Genomic DNA, 19107 nt, shown 5'->3' on the forward strand with positions numbered 1-19107 from the left:
TTCCAGCATTATGCAAGCAGTAGCGCCAAAATATGACAAAAACTTATTCTTTACCCTTGCCATTGCGTATTCTCGTCACCGGCAAAAACGGCCAGCTGGGGTTCGAGCTGCAGCGTAGTCTTGCAGTGCTTGGCTCTGTGATAGCGGTTGATCGTGAAGACTGTGATTTAAGCGATCCGGATGCGATCTGTGCGCTGGTTGCCAGAATACAGCCGCATGTGATTGTGAACCCAGCAGCGCATACCGCGGTCGATAAGGCTGAAAGCGAGCCTGAGCTGGCGCAAGCCATCAATACTATCGCTCCGCAAGTGTTGGCAGAGGAAGCTGCCAAAATTGGCGCGCTACTGGTGCATTACTCTACTGATTATGTATTTGATGGAACAAAAGACGGTTGGTATAGCGAAACTGATACGCCAAACCCGCAGTCGGTCTATGGCAAGACCAAGCTGGCTGGTGAGCTGGCAATAGCGGCAGCAAATCCACGGCATCTGATCTTCAGAACCAGCTGGGTGTTTGGCGCGCATGGCGGTAATTTTTTAAAAACCATCCTGCGCCTCGCAGGCGAGCGTGAAGAGCTAAAAATTATCGCCGACCAACATGGCGCACCAACAGCGGCAAGCTTATTAGCCGATGTGACTGGGCATGCGATTCGCCAGGTTTTACAGACCGAATCAGTTGCCGAATCAAAATCCTGTGATTTATATGGCACCTATCATCTGGTCGCAGGAGGAAGCACCACGTGGCATGGTTATGCGCAGAGCGTAGTTGAGCTGGCAAAATCTGCTGGTGTACCGATTAAAGCCGCACAAATCCTGCCTATCCCGACTAGCGCCTACCCCCTGCCCGCAGCAAGGCCTGCAAATTCGCAGCTAAGTACAGAAAAGCTACAAGCCGCATTTGGGCTTTATATGCCGCATTGGCAGAAGGGCGTTACGCAGGTCATGACTCTGCTGAGCAATAAATAATACAGCTATTACGCCTGCAAAACGCAGGCCGCTAAAGTGTGAAATAACAGATTGTTTAGCGGTACAAGCCGCCAAATATAGACAAGCGAGATCAATATGACTGCTGCTAATCCCTCCGCATCAAACCGTAAAGGCATTATCTTGGCAGGTGGCAGCGGCACACGCCTCTACCCCGCCACACTGGCCGTTAGTAAGCAGTTGCTGCCTATCTACGATAAGCCAATGATCTACTATCCACTCTGTACTCTGCTACTGGCGGGGATAAAAGAGATTTTGATTATATCCACCCCGCAAGACACCCCGCGCTTTGAACAATTGCTGGGCGACGGCAGCCAGTGGGGCATTAATTTACAATATGCCGTGCAAGCCAGCCCAGATGGCCTTGCCCAAGCCTTTATCATTGGCGAAGAATTTATTGGCAAAGACAATTGCGCCCTAGTGCTGGGTGACAATATCTATTACGGCCACGATTTTGCTGGCTTATTGCAAGATGCATCGGCTAAAACCAGTGGTGCCAGTGTCTTTGCCTATCGTGTTACTGATCCTGAGCGCTACGGTGTAGTAGAGTTTGATGAGCAGGGCAAAGCCGTCAGCCTAGAAGAAAAACCAGTAAAACCCAAATCAAATTATGCCGTAACAGGCCTTTATTTCTACGACAACCGTGTGGTAGAAATTGCCAAGGCGATTAAGCCATCCCCTCGCGGTGAACTAGAGATTACCGATGTAAACGCCGCCTACCTCGCTATGGGCGAGCTGGACGTACAAACCATGGGCCGTGGCTACGCCTGGCTGGATACAGGTACCCATGAATCCCTGCTGGAAGCCAGTCAGTTTATCCAGACCATTGAATCGCGCCAGGGCTTAAAAGTATGCTGCCCGGAAGAAATCGCCTACCGCTCTGGCTGGATAGATGCCGTACAGATAGAGAAACTAGCTCAACCCTTAAAGAAAAACGCTTATGGCCAGTACTTATTGAACATGCTAAAAGACAAAACATTCTGATGATTTTTTGTAGCAAGCGTGCTTTACTAGCCAGCCGTTTGTACTGATCGCTTTTTTATCGATAAAGAAAATCATTCTTATATAGGAATAAAAGCCGAAGAGGTGATACGCCCATCTTTGGCTTAAAAAGTGCAATATGAAAATCATAGATACCGAAATCGCCGATGTGAAAATAATTGAGCCGCAAGTTTTCGGAGACGAGCGCGGTTTCTTTTATGAAAGCTTTAACCACACCAAATTTGAAGCTGCAATTGGCCGTAAAGTTGAATTTGTGCAGGACAATCATTCCCGCTCAGTAAAAGGCGTATTACGTGGTTTGCATTACCAAGTTCAGCACCCACAGGGCAAGCTGGTACGCTGCACCATGGGGGAGGTCTACGATGTAGCCGTAGATATCCGTAAATCCTCGCCTACTTTTGGTAAATGGGTGGGCGTTACACTGAGTGCGGAGAACAAACGCCAGTTATGGATACCAGAAGGCTTTGCTCATGGCTTTGTGGTGGTATCGGATATGGCAGAGTTTTTATATAAAACAACAGATTATTGGTTTCAGGAGTTTGAGCGATCAATGTTATGGAATGATCCGGAACTAAATATTGATTGGCCATGTTCAGATCAAGTGCAATTATCGACCAAGGATAAGCTTGGTAAGTTATTTAGTGACGCTGAGTTTTAATCACAGTTTTTATCTTTTGAGTGTTAAATGGAAAATCCAATTTTAGTGATTTTGGCTGCAGGGAGTTTGAAAAATAAATTACCGCATTTAAAAGCGAAATTTAAATCCCCTGCTTTATTGCCTGTTGGATTGCATTCAGCAGCGTCGCAAATTATAAATTTTTATAAAGGTAAAGTTTCTAGAATTGTTTTGGTTGTAAATGAATCGGATATTGACGATGTGCGTCATGAATTGATTGGATTTAGTAATGACTTAGAATTGTTAGGTGTTAATAGTAAATCTGTGGTTGAGACATTAAGAATTGCTCATAAATACGTGGGTGTAGAGTGTTATGATATTATTGTAAATATTTCAACAACAATACCAGTTGTATTTCCTGCTGCCCACCAGGTTATTCTAGATCATACTAAGCGATCATCGAATAGCTGGTCTTCGGTTCTTGTTGAGGAAGCTAATGTTAAATTTATATACAAAGAGTCTGCCTCAATAAACTCCTCTCCATTCACAGGTGTCTTTCGTTGCAATGGTAATGTTTTAAAACTCGTTTTTGACCAAGAACTAAGCAATGATTTACTTAGCGTTGTTGAAGAGTTACACAGATTGTGCCCCTTGGAGTATGTCCATGACTCATGGATTGATGTTGGCCATGAAATAAACTATGCAGATGCTAAGACTAAGTTGATTTCTAGTCGAAGTTTTAATCAGGTGCATATTGAACCCTTTTCAGGGATATTAAAGAAGGGATCAACAAATATTGAGAAGTTTAATCAGGAAATTAATTATATAAACATGCTTCCTGAAGAGGTATCTATTTTTTTTCCTCGGTTATTAAGCAAAGTAGTAGAAAAGGAAGGCGTTGCATATGCGTCAATGGAATATTATGCATACCCAACATTGGCAGAGTTGATGTTGTTTTGGGATTTAAGTAGCGAACAATGGAATAAGTGTTTCACTGCTATCTCATATGTTTTTCGCAAATTTGGAGAGCACAAGTATCAGCTTGGTGAGTCTGCTTCTTTTGATTTTTATTATGGGAAACTTAACTCAAGAATTAAACTTCTCGAGCAGTCCAAATCCAAATATGCACATCTTTTTATGGCAGATAATATTTCTGTAAATGGTGTTGATGTATATGGCTATAATTTGATAAAAAACAAATTGGAAGATGAACTAAGGAAGGTCTATAAGCTGTCTGATTTTTGTATTATGCATGGAGATCTTTGTTTTAATAACATGCTATATGACCCATACTCGGGAATTATTCGACTAATTGATGCTAGAGGTTCCTTTGGAGAGGCTTGTATAGGTATTTATGGGGATAGGAAGTACGATTTAGCTAAATTAGCTCATTCGACGGTCGGACAGTATGATTATCTTATTTCTAATTTATTCACTTTTGACGTAATTGGCTTAGATGTTGAGTTAAACATCCCACCTCGAGATAATTATAATACCCTTGTTAAGCAAACAGAAAAAATAGCAAGAGAAATGGGGGTGGACTGGCATGATGTACTATTAATTATGGGGACTTTGTTTTTATCAATGCCGCCATTACATGCAGATGATATCAAAAGGCAGGCCGCACTGTATGTTCATGGTCTATATATTGTAAATTTATGTTTAAGGGGGGAGTATGAGAATTTGTTTTGATTTAGATGGTGTAATTTGCGAGATTAAGAAAAAAGGGCAAAGTTATTCTGATGTAATGCCTATTGATGGGGCCACAGAGAAAATACGAGAGTTAAAAGAAGCTGGTCACTATATTATTATTAATACGGCACGCCATATGAAAACGTGTAGCGGAAATACTGGCTTAGTTATTGCTAAGATTGGTCAAATAACCATGGACTGGTTAACTAGATATGACATTCCATATGATGAGTTACACTTTGGAAAACCATGGGCTCAAGTGTATATAGATGATAACGCATTCAGGTTCTCATCTTGGTCAGAAATTGACGGCTCAGGAAGTAATTTACCAACTTATAATGAGGCAATAAAGGGGGAGCTATGAACTTTGTAATTCCTATGGCTGGTATGGGCTCTAGATTTAGGAGTGCAGGGTATTTGCAACCCAAGTGGAAAATTGAAACAAAAGGCAAGTCGTTGCTTGAGTGGTCTATAGATTCTTTGCCATTAGATTTATGTACAAATCTAATATTTATTGCTTTAAAAGAGCACGATGAAAATTTAGGCGTTGTTAAATTTATTAATTCTAAATATAAGCATCTACAATTTGATATCCAGTATATTTTATTAGAAGAGGTTACAAGAGGGCAAGCTGAAACTGTTTTAAAAGCATCGGATTTTATTATTAAAGAAGAGGAACTTCTTATCTTTAATATTGATACAAAATTTGAATCAACTAGCTTAAAGAATAAGTTGCTTGATAAAGGTCATGATGGCGTCATTGGTTCATTTTTCTCAACTGAGCAAAGATTTAGTTTTGCGAAAGAAATTGATGGATTCGTCACTGAGACGGCAGAAAAAGTTGTGATTTCAAATAATGCACTAACCGGTTTATATCATTTTAAGAGACCAATGGACTTTCTGGATGCTGCGCAATATCGCCTAGATAATAATATTACAGATAGCAATGAGCTGTACATCGCTCCCATGTATAATGATTTAATATCACGAGGGAGAAAATTTGTTTTGGATTGTGTAGAAAATATTGATATTCTTGGAACTCCAGAAGAATTACTAGCTTTTGAGAGTTTCTGATGCTGAGATATATTCTCAATATGCTGATCACTTTGTTATCAGCAGTGTCAGCTGTCATAGCAAGTATTTATTTGTCTAGATTTGCGGTTAAATATTTAAATACAAGTGATCTTGAGATTTGGTTTTTAATGGTTGCTTCAATACCATTCATAAATTTATTAGACTTAGGAGCATCTGTCATTTGTCCTAGGCAGATTGCTCTTGCTAGAGTAGCTTCTATAAAGAATAAATTGAATGTCGTAATCAAAACTTACTTGGTTAGTGTTGTTGTCATTTTATTTTTGTTTTTTGTTTTCGTTAGTATTGGCTTAACAGTTAGTAGTCATTACTTTTGGAGAGACAGCAGTTTATATTGGGTACTGATTTTTTTCATTGCGGCATCATTGTTTAGAGTTCTAGGGAATGCAATACAAAGTATAGTCTTTTCATTGGATATGAACATATACGATAAGTTAATTAAACTATTTGCCTCAATTATTGTTGCGGGATTTGCATCTGGTTTCCTAAATTCTGGGATGGGGTTATACAGCATTCCTTTTGCATGGTGCATAGCTACATTTTTTACTTCAGTCGTATCAATGTTTCTAATTAAAAAAATCACACCGAATTTATGGGGGACATCCAAATATGACTATAAGTTTTTTTTGGAAGTAAAAGGACCGATATTACAGTACCTATGCACTGCAATTCCTGGTTTATTAGTTTTTAACTTAACTCCGTACATGATTGCTTATTCATTGGCAAGTGAATATACGATTCAATTCTCTTTGGTACAACAGGTCGTAAATGCTGTTTTAATTGCTTCGTCTATTTCTACTATTGTATTGACTCCAAAGTTATCCAAGTTGTTCATTGATAATAAGAAGCAAATGAAGAAATTGGTTTTTTTTAATGTAGAGCTTGTTGGGAGTGTGTCTCTATTGGCATTTTTGTTCTTGTATTTAAATATAGATTATATAATCTCATTGTGGATAAATAAAGAAATTCATATTGACAAGATTTTTTTAATTATATATTTTTTAGGTGTTTTTTTAGAGGTTCAACAAACATCGTTAACAAGTATATGTATGACTACAGGCTATTATGGATATTCTAAAATAACAATTAAATCTGCAATTTTGGTCATTTGCACTATGCTACCATTTATCTCGTGGGTTGGGTTGCCCGGAGCTGCATTGTCTATAGTAATATCTCAATTGTTAACATGTCACCCTCATAACTTTAAAGTAGCAATCGAAAGGTTTGAACTGGGGTATTTATTATACATAAAGTCATTCTTTAGATTAATTATTTTAGGGGGGGGTATTATTTAATACTGTCTCTTATGAAGGCAAAGTTTAGTGGAGGCGGTCTATTTATATTTGAGCTAAGTTGCTCATTTGTGATTTTTTTATGCTTTGTGATTAATCTTGTACGTAGATATAATGTAGCGAAATTAATTAATTAATTAATTTCAGGGGAATGACTTGATTAAATATATTGTTAACTTTTTTTTGAATTTAGTTGTGTTTGATTTTCCTGGTTTTGAAAGGTTTTTGAATTTAATATTTAATTCATTAAATATTAAATCTAAATTTTCATACTATACTTTTCACGCTAGACCAAAGAGGGTTGATCAGGTTAGTTTTGATTCATACTGCAAGTTTGAACACGAGAAAGTTGGTATAGTAATTCAAGGGCCAATAAAACAAGAAGATGACTTTACATACGAAACAGCGATTTCATATAGAAAGAATATGCCAAGTGTTGAAATCGTGATTTCAACTTGGCATGGACAAGTTATTGAAAGAGAAGTTGATTTGATGAGTCAGAATATTTATGTGATTAAATCAACTCCTCCAAATAATAGTGGACTGTGTAATATTAATTATCAGATTGTTTCAACTAAAGCTGGGATTGATTTATTAAGAAAATTAAATTGTAAATATATACTAAAAACTAGGAGTGATCAGAGACTATATGCTCCAAATATAGTTGGGTATTTGCTTGGCTTGTTAAATGAGTACCCAAGTTTGAATTATAGCCAGCAAAAAGCAAGAATTGTTGAGCTGAGTTTAAGCGTCTGTCGTTATCGGCCTTATTCAATGTGCGATATGTTTCAATTTGGCCATGTAGATGACCTTTCAATAATGTGGTCTTGTGATTTAGATGCAAGAGGAATGGATGTTGCTACGTATTCAAAAAAAGAGATTACACCGCGAATACTGTATGAAGATATGGTTGCAGAAATATATCTTCATCGCTCTTACTTGAGAAAAATAGGTGTTGATGATTTTGCTGAGCTTTCTCATTACTATAAAATTCTTAGTGAAAATTTTATTATCATTGATAAAGAGAGTGTTGATTTGTTTTGGAATAAGTATCATTCCAAAGAATATCACTTGGCAGAAAATCCTGTATATGACATAAATAGAGTAAAGGCTAAATTCTATTATAGAGATTGGATTCTGGTGAAAAATTTTGGTCCAGCAGCCCTAGATTGTAATGATACATATTTAGATAGAGTTGAGAGTTGAATGCATATATTTTTTGATAAAGTATTTTGTTTCTTTTCTTATAGAATAATGAAACTTCCTTCAATTTTTGTATCTTTATGCTTCCGCTCAAGGTTTAAAAAATGTGGGCGTAATTTGTTTTTGCAGTTGCCTAACAAAATATTAGGTGTACGTTACGCTATAATTGGAAATAATTTTAGCTCAGGAAAAGCATTGAGACTTGAGATATTCAAAAGTCATAATGGAGTTATATTTAATCCAAGTTTTTCAATAGGGAATAATGTTTCAATCAATGATGATTGCCACTTGGCGTGTATCAATAAAATTAAAATTGGCAATAGTGTCCTAATTGCAAGTAAAGTTTTTATATCAGACCATACTCATGGAGCCTTAGATTTTTCAGATATTGAAATACATCCATCTCTAAGGAAATTATATTCCAAAGGGCCTATTATCATTGAAGATGATGTTTGGATTTGTGAAGGAGTTGTTATTTTGCCAAATGTCGTAATTGGAAAAGGCTCTATAATTGGTGCCAATGCAGTTGTTACAGGTAACATTCCTCCTTACTCTATTGCTGTAGGGTCTCCTGCTCGAGTAATTAAACTTTTGAAGTAACCATATAGCGTGGGGGTCATATGAAAATACTTGTTGACGCAAGACCAATAAATGGTGCGATGAATGGTATTGGAAGATATGTTTTAAATCTAATAATTGCATTAAGCTATAATGATGAGGTGGAGATTGTATTAGTTTCAAATAAAAAAATTGTATTATCACCTGAGCTTGATTTTTCTAGAGTTCAAATAATTGTTGATAAGAAATATTCTAAAGTTCCAGGGACAATTTGGTGGGTTTCTAGAGCTAATACATTGGCTAAAGAAAATAATGTTAATTGGGTTTTGGGGACTCAGCATATACTTCCACCACGTAAGTCAGATAGTCTTAAGTATGGTGTTATTGTTCATGACTTAGTACATAGATATTTTCCTTGGACCATGTCAAAATATAATTATTTAGTTAGCAAGATTTTTTTTTATATTTCATTAAGAAATGCAGATAAGGTCTTTACCGTTTCTAATACAACGAAAATTAATTTGTTAGATGTATATGGTGAAAGTGTTAACCCTACTACATTGTATCCTGGTATTACTAAGCTACCAATGGCATCCAAGCCTAAAGAGGATGTCCCTGAAAAATTTATATTTGCTTTAGGTTCTTTTGAAAAAAGGAAAAACTTAGAAAAACTAATTGATGTTTATACTGAATATTCTCTTAGTAATCCTGACGTTCATTTGGTGCTCGCAGGAAGTATGAGTTGGGGTAATAATGAATTATTATGTAGAATTGAAAAATTTTCTGGTCCTGGCAAGATAGTAATTTTTAGAAACTTAAATGATGCACAAATATCATATTTATTTGAATCATGTAGTGTTTTTGTATTTCCCTCTATCTATGAAGGATTTGGTTTACCAATTTTAGAAGCTGCAGGGCGTTGTAAAATAATTTTAAATACTATCCCGATATTTAAGGAAATTGCTGATCAAATGACTAATGTGAGCTTTCTTGATTTTTCAAAAGATAAGCATGAAGTTGCAGAGTCATTGAACTTATATATTAAGCAGTTAGATACGAAATCAGATTTTAAAGAAAGCATTAAGTTTAGCTGGAAGAAGTCAGCTGATATTTTAGTAGATAGTTTAAAAATAACTTAGTTAAATAATGAGCCTTAAATGAAAAATAATATTGTATTTACCGTTGTAGCAAGAAATTACTTAAGCCTGGCTCTTACTTTGGGTGATAGCCTTAAGGAGGTACACCCAGAAATAGAGTATAGAATCTATTGCTCTGATGGCTTGGAGGGTATTAACCCTTCAGAATTTAAGCATAAAGTCTTTGATGCAATCTATGCTGTAGGTGATGATTATAAAAACATGGCATTTAAGTATAATGTTACTGAGTTTTGTACTGCGATTAAACCTTACATTTTTGATGCATTAATTACGGAAAATAATTGGGATAAAATCTTATATCTAGATCCGGATATGATGGTGTTTAGTGATATGAGCTATATTATTTCAGCCCTAGAAAAAAAATCTATATTTATTACTCCTCATATTGTTGATTGTAATATAAAAGATATGAATGTTTACCCTGAGTACCACCATTTATGGGAAGGAATTTTTAATTTTGGTTTTTGCGCAATTAAGGTCGATGAGCATTCAAGAAAATTTATTTCATGGTGGCGAGAACGTTTAAAAAATCATTGCTATGTTGATAAGCATGATGGTTTGCATACAGATCAAAAATGGGGTGATTATCTCCCTGTTTTTTTTAGTGATGTGATTCATATTTCAAAACACTATGGCATTAATATGGCTCATTGGAATTTGTCAGAGAGAGAGCTTAGTATAAATAGTGATGGCAAGTATTGTGTAAATGAATTCCCTCTAGTCATTTTTCATTTTTCTGGATTTGATTTTTATGGGAAAACATTGACAAAGCATGTAGATGGCAAACTACAAGAAATATATTTAAATAAGCCTAATTTAATAGCTCTTGCTGATATGTACCGTAAAAAAGTATTAGAAAACGGGCTTGAGGCTTTTATTAAGAATAAGTATAAGCATTCGTATTTTAATAATGATGTTGTTGTATTGGCCTTACATAGGCGTTTATATCGAGAATGTTTTGACAGCATCCAAGGCATAGACCCGTTTGATAGTAATCAAGATTTTTATAAAAAACTAAGTGAAAATAAATTATTAGATTTGTCTAATGATGGGCTAGATGGCTATACAAAGAATAGCATTTCAGATTTTGATAAAAAGAAAAAGAAAATTGAGTTTTTTTTACGCCTTGTCTTTAGACTGATTGGGGTTAAAAAATATTATTTATTCTTGAAAGTGATGGGGGTTTATTCAAGAATTGAAGAGAATAAATTTATAATGAAGAATTGAAATATAAATTAGAATTTTTTGAGGGGGGGGATGAATTACTTTATTAGTACTGTGGGATGGGGTTGGTATAAGAAAATACTATTTTTTCTTATGGTGGTAGTTGTTTTTTTTGTTCAGTACTGTGTTTTTGAATATTCTGTTTCCTATAGCCATTATATTGTTGTTTTGTTGTTGAATTTTGGATTGATTCTTTCTCTGCTGTTTATTTGTTTGCAATATAGCAGTATGAATGACTTTCTTTTTTCTAGTGGATTTTGGTATTCGGTTGTTATTGTTTTTTATATAATATTGAAGTCTTTGAGTATGCTGGATTATGGAGAAGCCCTAATCCCTTCACTTGTAATGGTTTTAGTATTTAATTTTTTTTATATTTTCGGTTTTTTCTTCACAAAAAGAAAAAAAAATGGCATCAAAAAGAAAATAGTAGTCTTTAATGATTTTAAATTAACTACGTTTTGTTTTTTTGTTTTTGTTTTATTTAAAGTACTTATTATATTTCTTATGGTTCTCTTTGCTGGGGATGCATCTACTATTTTAGAACAGTCTGCAGCAACCCAAAACCAAGGTATGGCTTATTTATTTCGATTGTCAGCTTTTTCAACTATAGCATATTATTATTTAGTTTATTTTTATTACACGCAGAAAAAATTTGGCCGAATAGTTTTTATTCTTACTCTATTTATTTTTGTTGAAAGTATTTATAGTGCATCACGCTTGCAACTTGTTATGTTGGCGTTTATCCATTTGTTTATGTTTCATCGTTTTGTTCGTCCTGTTTCAGTTGTGACATTACTTATTGTATCTCCTTTGTTAATTTTTATTATTTCATATTTTGGGTATGTTAGAAATATTGAAATTGGAGGAGTTGATGTTTACAAAAAAGCATTTGAATTTGTAATTAATGATAGTTCGATTATTTATGATCTTTTTATGGCAAGGTTAGATGTGCTTCCTATGATGGTAGAAAGTATAAAACTTTATGATTATGGAGAGATTAAAAATCTATGGGGTGGATCATATGTTTATTCGATATTACATTTTATTCCTAGGGGGATATGGAGTGATAAACCATTATTAACGGCTGCTTATGTTACATCGCATGTTTACCCTAATTCATTTGTAGATGGTGTTAATATTTTCCCTTCGGTTTTTATTGAGTCATTCATTAACTTGAATTACTTGGGGGTATGCCTGATTGGATTGCTAATAGGGTCTAGTAGTAAGATATATGATCAATACTTGGATGGTACTAGGCCTTTGGTTTTTATTTGGGCATTACTGTTTTTTACGTATCCAATGGGAATTGTTAATGAGGGAGTGCATAGTAATTATGTTGCAAATGTATTGTATTTCTCTTTTTTATATCTAGTATTTATTGTTATGGCAAAGAAATATGGCGTGTTTAAAGTCCATAATTTAAGGGTATAGTGATGCTTTATATTAATGGGAAGTTTACTTCACAGAAAATAACAGGCGTGCAACGTTTTGCACGTTCTTTGGTCTGTGCTTTGGATGCTTTTTTATTCTCAATTTGTGATAAAAATCACGTTCCAAAGGTGATTTTATTATGTCCAATTGGAGCTTCTCCACCTAAATTGAAATACATCAATGTCGAATACTCTGGTTCATTGATTAGTGGGCACTTATGGGAGCAATTAGTTTTGCCGTTCGCGTCAAGGCGAGGGATTCTTATTAATTTTTCAGGTTCTGCTCCCATATTTAAGATGGGGCAAATTTGTGCCATACATGATGCAGCTATTTATGATCACCCAACGGCATATACCAAATTATTTAGGCTCTGGTATTCAGTGCTATTTAGAATATTAGGTAAAACATCAAAATTAATTTTGACAGTTTCTGAGTTTTCTAAGTGCAGACTTCAGAAGTTTATTAATGTTTCTGAGGAAGATATTTCTGTATTATATAATGGATCTGGGCACATTACGGGGGTGATTTCAGATGTAAATGTTTTACAAAAATTTGGTATAAATGCAAAAGAATATATATTTGCTGTTGGTAGTTTAAATCCAACAAAAAATTTATCTAATTTATTAACAGCATTTAAAGAAATTAGTGAAAAACTGAATGTTACATTAGTTGTTGCTGGAGGTTGTAATACGAGCGTATTTCAGTCTAATTTTGATTCTAGTTCTCCATTTGAGCGTGTGAAATTTATTGGGTATATTCCTGATGAGGAATTAAAAGCATTGTATGAAAATGCACTTGCTTTTGTTTTTCCATCAACGTACGAAGGATTTGGCATTCCACCATTAGAGGCTATGGAATGTGGGTGCCCAGTGATAGCATCAAATTTAGCTTCTATTCCTGAGGTTTGCGGAGATGCTGCATATTATTTTGATCCATTAGATATTGCCAGTATTACGGAAGCAATTGAAGAGATTATTGCTAATAGTAAGCTAAGGGAGAAACTAGTAATTAAAGGCTTTGAAAGGGTTGCTTTTTTTGATTGGAATCATACTGCAAAGAAATTATTTAACGACTTAAAAAAAATTGGTGTGCTTTAGACAGGGGCTATTTTTGTGAAAGTTTTGCAATTCGGTAAATTTTACCCACCTGTGATAGGCGGGATTGAATCAGTAATGTTCGATTTAACTGAAGGTTTGAATACGCATGGAGTTAGTACGGATGTACTTTGTTCAAATAAAGTTAATCATTCAACAACAGAATTAGTCAGTGGTGAATATCAAGTTTATAGGTCAGCCTCTTGGGGGCAAATATTTTCTACATCTATTTCCCCCGCTATGATTCAAAAGCTGGCTAAAGTTGTTAAGAATTATGATATTTTACATGTGCATCTGCCTGACCCTATGGCTAATCTCGCTATTTGGTTAGTAAGACCTAATTGTAAAATTGTTCTGCACTGGCATAGTGATATTGTTAAGCAGAAGAATTTACTAAAGTTATATGCTCCATTGCAGGAGTGGCTACTGCGAAGAGCTGATGTAATTATTGCAACTTCCTCCGTGTATTTGCAATCTTCACAAACTTTGATTCGACATCGAAGCAAGGTGTCTATTATTCCAATTGGAATTAAAGATCCTGCTTCTTTAGTGAATAAAACTATTTTAAATAAATTTAAAGAAAAATTTCATGCTAAGCGAATTGTATTCTCATTAGGCAGAATGTCATATTATAAAGGTTTTTCATATCTTGTTGATGCAGCAAAGTATATAGAAGACGATACGGTTATTCTGATTGGAGGCAGTGGTGAGTTATTTGTTGATTTACAAAAGCAAATTGATGGTTCAGGAGTGGCTGACAAAGTTAAGTTGCTAGGTAAAATCCCACATGAGGAATTATTTTCTTACTATTCAGTTTGTGATCTTTTTTGTCTGCCTTCAATTTTTAAATCGGAGGCCTTTGGTGTCGTTTTACTAGAAGCAATGGCATTTTCTAAACCGGTGGTAGCAACCAAAATTCCAGATTCAGGTGTGCCATGGGTAAATGCTCATGATGTCTCCGGTATTAATGTTCCAATTATGGATTCTGTTGCACTGGCAAAGGCGATAAATAGTATACTTTCAAGTCAAGATCTCATGAATCGTTATGCTGCTAGTGCTAGAGATCGTTATCTATCAACATTTACGGCAGATAAAATGGTTTTATCTACTTCAAAACTATACGAAGCTTTACTTGGCTCTTGATTTTTTTATATATTTTGAGAATTGAGGTCTTGAATCCCTTGAACAATTTAATGAATTAAATATTTAGGTCACTTATGCTCTACCTCATTCTCGCATTCTTAACCTCCGTCTTTGTCACCATGCTTGTGATCCGTTTTGATCATTTGCACAGCCACATCTCTGGTGACCACGATTTGGGTGGGGTGCAGAAGTTTCATGCGCATTCTGTGCCTCGGATTGGTGGGCTTTCTATCATGATGGGGATGCTGGCGGTTTTATTGGCGGGGGCGATTAAGGAAACGCAGTGGTTTACGCAATTTGCCTTGCTGATTGTGGCGAGTTTGCCTGCTTTTTTAGGTGGTTTAATTGAGGATTTAACTAAAAAAGTGGGGGTGTTAATGCGGCTTGGTTTAACCATGCTGGCGGCGTTATTAGGATATTTTTTATTGGGTGCGGGAATTGTTCGTTTAGATGTGCCTTATATTGATCTGATTATGCAATTTACTGTTGTTTCATTGTTTTTTACCATGTTTGCCGTGGCGGGCGTGGCAAATGCTTTTAATATTATTGATGGTTTTAATGGTTTATCTGCTGTTGTAGCAATAATGATTTTTGCCGGGCTGGCTTATGTTTCATTTGCCTTAGGTGATTGGTTTTTGGTAATTGCAAATATGGGTATGATTGGTGCCTGTCTTGGGTTTTTGCTTTGGAATTACCCCAGAGGTTTAATCTTCTTAGGCGATGGCGGGGCGTATTTTGTTGGCTTTATGGTGGCAGAATTATCTGTATTACTGATGGCAAGGCACCCTAGTGTTTCAATTTGGTTTCCATTCTTGCTCTGTATTTATCCGGTATTTGAGACGCTATTTACTATTTATCGCCGCAAATTTGTTAAGGGTGTATCACCAGGCCTGCCTGATGGCATTCATTTGCACACGCTAATTTACAGGCGAGTAGTGCGTTTGCAATTAGGTGAAGATGTCGCGCGTTATAAAGTGCAGCGTAATGCTTTAACTGCACCTTATTTATGGGCTCTATCATCTTTTGCAGCGATTCCCGCTGTTATATTTTGGGAAAGCCCATATGTATTATTAGGCTTTGTTTTATTGTTTATTGCCAGTTATATTTTACTGTATAAAATGATTGTTAATTTCAAAATCCCACAATGGATGGTCATTAACAAAGACAGCTAATATAGTAAGCTTGATATTGGGATAGAGGGGGGAAGTATAATGCTTTCCTCTTTGTTTTTAGCCTTGCACATGCTTGCTTTAATTTCTTTCTGATATTTTTCTGCCAAGCTTTTCCAGTATAATTCATTATTTATGTATTCTGCAGTTTTCCTTGTTATTTGATCTAATTTTATGTCTGTCAGCTTTAGTGTTTTTTTTATCGTTTCAGTGAAATTGTGTGTTTTTATATAATGCACCCCCGCCTCAAATTTCGTCCCCCTCACACCAAACTCAGTACTAATAATAGGCAGGCCAGCTGCGGCATATTCAATGAGTTTTAAATTAGATCCGGATCCATTTAGCATTGGATTCAATGCAATTGAGGCTATTTTAAGCCAGAGTTGTTTTTCTGCTTGGCTAACTACGCCTAAAAAACGCACATTATTGGGTATTTTACGTTGCTTAAATGCATCCGCTACGCTGCCCAGAATAATATATTGAAGTGATAAATCTTGCTCTGCAGCGATCAGGATTTGCTCTGCTGCTTCTATATTGGGGCCGTGATTGCTGCCCATAAAGAGCGATATATTATTTGTGGGTTCCAGCCCCATTTGTACGCGTATTTCTTTGCGACCAGCTTGGTCCAAGTACTTAATATTTTGGGTGTCAACGCCATTGGCAATGATGCTGAATTGATGATCAGGAATTTGATACAGGGCTTGCATACGCTGGCTGTCTTCATTGCTGCAGCAAATAATATGCTGTGCGCCAATGGCGCATTGGGATTCTAATTCTTTGATTTTTTGCGCTTCATTAGGGTGCTGCCGATATATTTGCGACTTCAGATCAGCTTCTACATTATGCGCTTCATAGAGCCATTGCTTCACGCCAGCCTGTACCATTGCCGGATATGCATAAGGATGGCTGCAGATCACCATGCTGGCCCATGGGGCGCGGCGTTTAATCTCGGCTTGCCATTCAGGTAATAATTCAGGATGTGCGGCTGCCAGCCAATCAACGCAGGATATATTTAATCTTTTTTCTTCTGCACTTGATTTTTTTCTAAATTCATCACTTACCGGTATTAAGACTTCAATAAAGTTCTCATTTAAGTTTCTGCTTTTAATAACTCTGGTATTGAAGTCTAAGTTAAGTATTTCTACCGAATAACCAAGCATTGACAGCTCTGAATAAAGATGATAAAGCCGTGCTTGCCCGCCACTAACAACGGGGTAGATGGGGTAGGTATTCAGCACCAATATTTTTGGCAAATATTGTGCGTTTTTATTTAAAAGCTCTTTTACTAATGCGGGCCAGTTTATATCTTTTACAGTGTTATATGCCTTCTGGCCAAGCTGATGGCTAAGTGATGGATGATCACTGAGTTGTTTAATTGCTTTTGCTATTTCATCACAATCTGGTTTTACAATCAGGCCGTTTTCCATATGCCTGATTAATTCTGTGGCGCCTCCACTATCTGTGCAGCTTAGTACAGCTTTGCCAGCAATCATGGCCTCATAGCTAATCAGGCCAAAGTCTTCATGTTCGGGAATAAAAGGGACAAAAAGTGCATTGGCATATTCTTGTGCTAATTGCTGCTCGGATAGATGCCCAAGTAGGGTGATGGCCGCATTAGGCGGGATTAGTTTTTGCAATTCAGGGCTTTGTGGGCCAGTGCCTGCAATTCTTAAAGGCGTTTTCACTCCCGATTTGCAGTAGGCTTTAATCAGCAGATCAATACGCTTGGGGCCATCAAGGCGGCTGGCGGTAAAAATGGCTGGAGAGATGTGCGTATCGGCTATAACGCCAGCTTGGGGTAATGAGCTTGGGTGGTAGAGCACATCGGGTTTAATCCCACCAGGAAAGTATTCTTTGCGATTGGCAACTTCATGGGCAATTGCTGTATAGCGAAGAATTTGTCCGGGAGCTAAGGCGACAGCATCAAAAAAATGAATAAGTGCACGTAAAAGCGGGCCCGGCAGAGCAATATCTTGCTGGTTCAGTATTTGTAATTCTTTAATGCGTTTTAATTCTACAAAGCATTCGGAAAGATGGGTTCTGTTTGGTTTTTTTATATTTAGCAGGTGGCATAGGGCAGGTAATTTTTGTGCTAAATGGTCAATATTTTTTGTTAAATGTGCCGGATAAGTATCGTATAAGCCACGCAGTGTATGCTGCATAAATAGAATATGTCGGGGGTGGGAAACCATCCATGCCGGGTATTTAGTACTGATGATTAAATCAAAATGATTCAGATCCAGCTCAGCAAAGTTCTGATAACTTTGAATAATGGCCCAAAAATCATGCTCTGGGCTGGGCAATTTAATCAGCTCTGCCGTAATGTTTTCCTGCTGGTTTAATGTCAGCCACAGGACTTTCCAGATGTTTTCCGCACCGCCCCAAATAAAGGGCACTCCGCTGGGGGCAATAATCGCAACTTTCAATTAGGTCTCCAATAATTGGCTGACTACCTTATCCCAGCTGATTCCAAATTTGGGCCATGCTGCTTTTGCTGCCTTGCCCATTGCTTCTGCTTTATTGGGATATTGGCTGATCCAGTTTAATACTGTGGCAATGCTCTCTGGTGAGGGCGGAATAATCCAGCCTGTATGCTCATGCTCAATAAATTCTAAGGGGCCGCCTGAATCTGTGCAGCTGATAACTGGCTTGCCGGAGAGCATGGCCTCGTGGGTGATATAGCCATAGTCTTCATCAAATGGTGCAAAGAAAACAGCGCTACAGTGTGCGTAATAGGCTATTTTTTGTGCTTCACTGATTGCCCCCAGCATTCTTACTCTTTCATTTAAACCCAGCTGAGTAATTAATTGTTTTAACGATTCTGATTGCCCGCCAGCACCTGCAATCACAACGGGTAATGATTTGGGAGCCAGTGCAAGTGCTTTGATTAATAAATCCTGACGCTTTAGCGTTTCAATCCGGCTAGGGCAAAAAATATAGCCCAAGTTTTCAGCCGGGTGAAAAGCCTGATATGCAGGAGGAGGATGGTAAAGTGCGCTGGCATTTAAATCATTATATTGATAAAGACGCTCTGCCACGCGTTTGGAATTAGCAAAAAGCTGATGGCACTGTTTTAACGATTCCTGGTCAAACTGCCCGATTGCATATTTAAAAGGCGCTGAAGCGCTATTGTTTTCTTCATACAATTCATATACGGCCCTATGCTGATGCATAATCCAGGCGGTGTGCTTATTATGCTGAATGCCATAACATGGAAATTGCAGACTAATCAGTCGGTCAATCCGATAGCCATTGGGCTGATTTAAATCTAATTTTTTGCACCATTGCATTAAATCCAGAATGGATTGTTCTGGTGTAAATGTGAAAGGCAGCCTGAGTATTTCTACATGGCAGCCTGCTGCAGCTAATGCATTTGCTGTGCCCTGGATATGGTAATCAGCACCACCATGCAAAAACGGGGTGATATTTGCAGCAAGCATTACACGCATTG

At 36.9% G+C, this 19107-nt stretch carries 17 protein-coding genes; 15 read left to right on the top strand and 2 right to left on the bottom strand.

The features are described from left to right. Positions 1-32: 32 nt before the first annotated feature. From rfbD to DYD62_RS20280, 15 genes are all read left to right on the top strand, one after another. On the top strand, positions 33-965 hold the full coding sequence (gene rfbD / locus DYD62_RS20210) for a dTDP-4-dehydrorhamnose reductase (protein WP_115229543.1): 933 nt from the start codon (positions 33-35) through the stop codon (positions 963-965). A 96-nt stretch (positions 966-1061) separates the two neighbouring features. Next, positions 1062-1967, top strand: coding sequence for a glucose-1-phosphate thymidylyltransferase RfbA (gene rfbA / locus DYD62_RS20215; RefSeq protein ID WP_115229545.1), 906 nt, complete (start codon positions 1062-1064; stop codon positions 1965-1967). A gap of 136 nt (positions 1968-2103) precedes the next feature. Next, positions 2104-2643 carry a dTDP-4-dehydrorhamnose 3,5-epimerase gene (rfbC, locus tag DYD62_RS20220; protein ID WP_115229548.1) on the top strand — a complete coding sequence of 180 codons (540 nt, stop codon included), beginning with the start codon at positions 2104-2106 and terminating at the stop codon, positions 2641-2643. 27 nt (positions 2644-2670) lie between these two features. Continuing rightward, positions 2671-4293 (top strand): aminoglycoside phosphotransferase family protein, encoded by a 1623-nt coding sequence (locus tag DYD62_RS20225; RefSeq protein ID WP_115229550.1) that lies wholly within the window; start codon positions 2671-2673, stop codon positions 4291-4293. Then, positions 4277-4657: an HAD family hydrolase gene (locus tag DYD62_RS20230; protein ID WP_115229553.1), complete on the top strand. Its 381-nt coding sequence runs from the start codon at positions 4277-4279 to the stop codon at positions 4655-4657. Before DYD62_RS20225 ends, DYD62_RS20230 begins: the two co-directional genes overlap by 17 nt. Continuing rightward, entirely contained in the window at positions 4654-5367 is a 714-nt protein-coding gene (locus DYD62_RS20235; protein ID WP_115229556.1) for a glycosyltransferase family protein, read from the top strand. The genes DYD62_RS20230 and DYD62_RS20235 overlap by 4 nt, the downstream gene beginning before the upstream one ends. Beyond that, entirely contained in the window at positions 5367-6680 is a 1314-nt protein-coding gene (locus DYD62_RS20240) for an MATE family efflux transporter (RefSeq protein WP_115229558.1), read from the top strand. The genes DYD62_RS20235 and DYD62_RS20240 overlap by 1 nt, the downstream gene beginning before the upstream one ends. 153 nt (positions 6681-6833) lie before the next feature. Next, positions 6834-7883 (top strand): WavE lipopolysaccharide synthesis family protein, encoded by a 1050-nt coding sequence (locus tag DYD62_RS20245; protein WP_115229560.1) that lies wholly within the window; start codon positions 6834-6836, stop codon positions 7881-7883. Further along, the gene (locus tag DYD62_RS24260; protein ID WP_276527798.1) at positions 7884-8480 is read left to right on the top strand and encodes an LbetaH domain-containing protein; all 597 of its coding nucleotides are present in this window, start codon (positions 7884-7886) and stop codon (positions 8478-8480) included. Between the two features lie 20 nt (positions 8481-8500). After that, positions 8501-9577: a glycosyltransferase family 4 protein gene (locus DYD62_RS20255; protein WP_115229562.1), complete on the top strand. Its 1077-nt coding sequence runs from the start codon at positions 8501-8503 to the stop codon at positions 9575-9577. 18 nt (positions 9578-9595) lie between these two features. Continuing rightward, the gene (locus DYD62_RS20260) at positions 9596-10822 is read left to right on the top strand and encodes a hypothetical protein (protein WP_115229565.1); all 1227 of its coding nucleotides are present in this window, start codon (positions 9596-9598) and stop codon (positions 10820-10822) included. Positions 10823-10852: 30 nt separating this feature from the next. After that, positions 10853-12250 (top strand): O-antigen polymerase, encoded by a 1398-nt coding sequence (locus tag DYD62_RS20265; RefSeq protein WP_115229567.1) that lies wholly within the window; start codon positions 10853-10855, stop codon positions 12248-12250. A gap of 2 nt (positions 12251-12252) precedes the next feature. Beyond that, positions 12253-13347 (top strand): glycosyltransferase family 4 protein, encoded by a 1095-nt coding sequence (locus tag DYD62_RS20270; RefSeq protein ID WP_115229570.1) that lies wholly within the window; start codon positions 12253-12255, stop codon positions 13345-13347. Between the two features lie 15 nt (positions 13348-13362). Continuing rightward, positions 13363-14487 carry a glycosyltransferase gene (locus DYD62_RS20275; protein ID WP_115229573.1) on the top strand — a complete coding sequence of 375 codons (1125 nt, stop codon included), beginning with the start codon at positions 13363-13365 and terminating at the stop codon, positions 14485-14487. Between the two features lie 74 nt (positions 14488-14561). Next, positions 14562-15659, top strand: a complete 1098-nt coding sequence (locus tag DYD62_RS20280) for an MraY family glycosyltransferase (protein ID WP_115229575.1) — start codon at positions 14562-14564, stop codon at positions 15657-15659. Here DYD62_RS20280 and DYD62_RS20285 read toward each other — a convergent pair. Both DYD62_RS20285 and DYD62_RS20290 read right to left on the bottom strand, forming a co-directional pair. Beyond that, positions 15656-18082 (bottom strand): glycosyltransferase family 4 protein, encoded by a 2427-nt coding sequence (locus DYD62_RS20285; protein ID WP_115229578.1) that lies wholly within the window; start codon positions 18080-18082, stop codon positions 15656-15658. The two genes, DYD62_RS20280 and DYD62_RS20285, sit on opposite strands and share 4 nt — an antisense overlap. Then, a complete protein-coding gene (locus DYD62_RS20290) occupies positions 18083-19105 on the bottom strand; it encodes a glycosyltransferase family 4 protein (protein ID WP_115229580.1) in 1023 nt (340 codons plus the stop codon). Positions 19106-19107 lie beyond the last annotated feature (2 nt).

This window comes from Iodobacter fluviatilis, from assembly GCF_900451195.1.
Taxonomy (GTDB): domain Bacteria; phylum Pseudomonadota; class Gammaproteobacteria; order Burkholderiales; family Chitinibacteraceae; genus Iodobacter; species Iodobacter fluviatilis.

Coding starts and splice junctions, on each gene's coding strand:
- rfbD (WP_115229543.1), top strand. CDS start 33: ATGACAAAAACTTATTCTTTACCCTTGCCATTGCGTATTCTCGTCACC.
- rfbA (WP_115229545.1), top strand. CDS start 1,062: ATGACTGCTGCTAATCCCTCCGCATCAAACCGTAAAGGCATTATCTTG.
- rfbC (WP_115229548.1), top strand. CDS start 2,104: ATGAAAATCATAGATACCGAAATCGCCGATGTGAAAATAATTGAGCCG.
- DYD62_RS20225 (WP_115229550.1), top strand. CDS start 2,671: ATGGAAAATCCAATTTTAGTGATTTTGGCTGCAGGGAGTTTGAAAAAT.
- DYD62_RS20230 (WP_115229553.1), top strand. CDS start 4,277: ATGAGAATTTGTTTTGATTTAGATGGTGTAATTTGCGAGATTAAGAAA.
- DYD62_RS20235 (WP_115229556.1), top strand. CDS start 4,654: ATGAACTTTGTAATTCCTATGGCTGGTATGGGCTCTAGATTTAGGAGT.
- DYD62_RS20240 (WP_115229558.1), top strand. CDS start 5,367: ATGCTGAGATATATTCTCAATATGCTGATCACTTTGTTATCAGCAGTG.
- DYD62_RS24260 (WP_276527798.1), top strand. CDS start 7,884: ATGCATATATTTTTTGATAAAGTATTTTGTTTCTTTTCTTATAGAATA.
- DYD62_RS20255 (WP_115229562.1), top strand. CDS start 8,501: ATGAAAATACTTGTTGACGCAAGACCAATAAATGGTGCGATGAATGGT.
- DYD62_RS20260 (WP_115229565.1), top strand. CDS start 9,596: ATGAAAAATAATATTGTATTTACCGTTGTAGCAAGAAATTACTTAAGC.
- DYD62_RS20265 (WP_115229567.1), top strand. CDS start 10,853: ATGAATTACTTTATTAGTACTGTGGGATGGGGTTGGTATAAGAAAATA.
- DYD62_RS20270 (WP_115229570.1), top strand. CDS start 12,253: ATGCTTTATATTAATGGGAAGTTTACTTCACAGAAAATAACAGGCGTG.
- DYD62_RS20280 (WP_115229575.1), top strand. CDS start 14,562: ATGCTCTACCTCATTCTCGCATTCTTAACCTCCGTCTTTGTCACCATG.
- DYD62_RS20290 (WP_115229580.1), bottom strand. CDS start 19,105: ATGCGTGTAATGCTTGCTGCAAATATCACCCCGTTTTTGCATGGTGGT.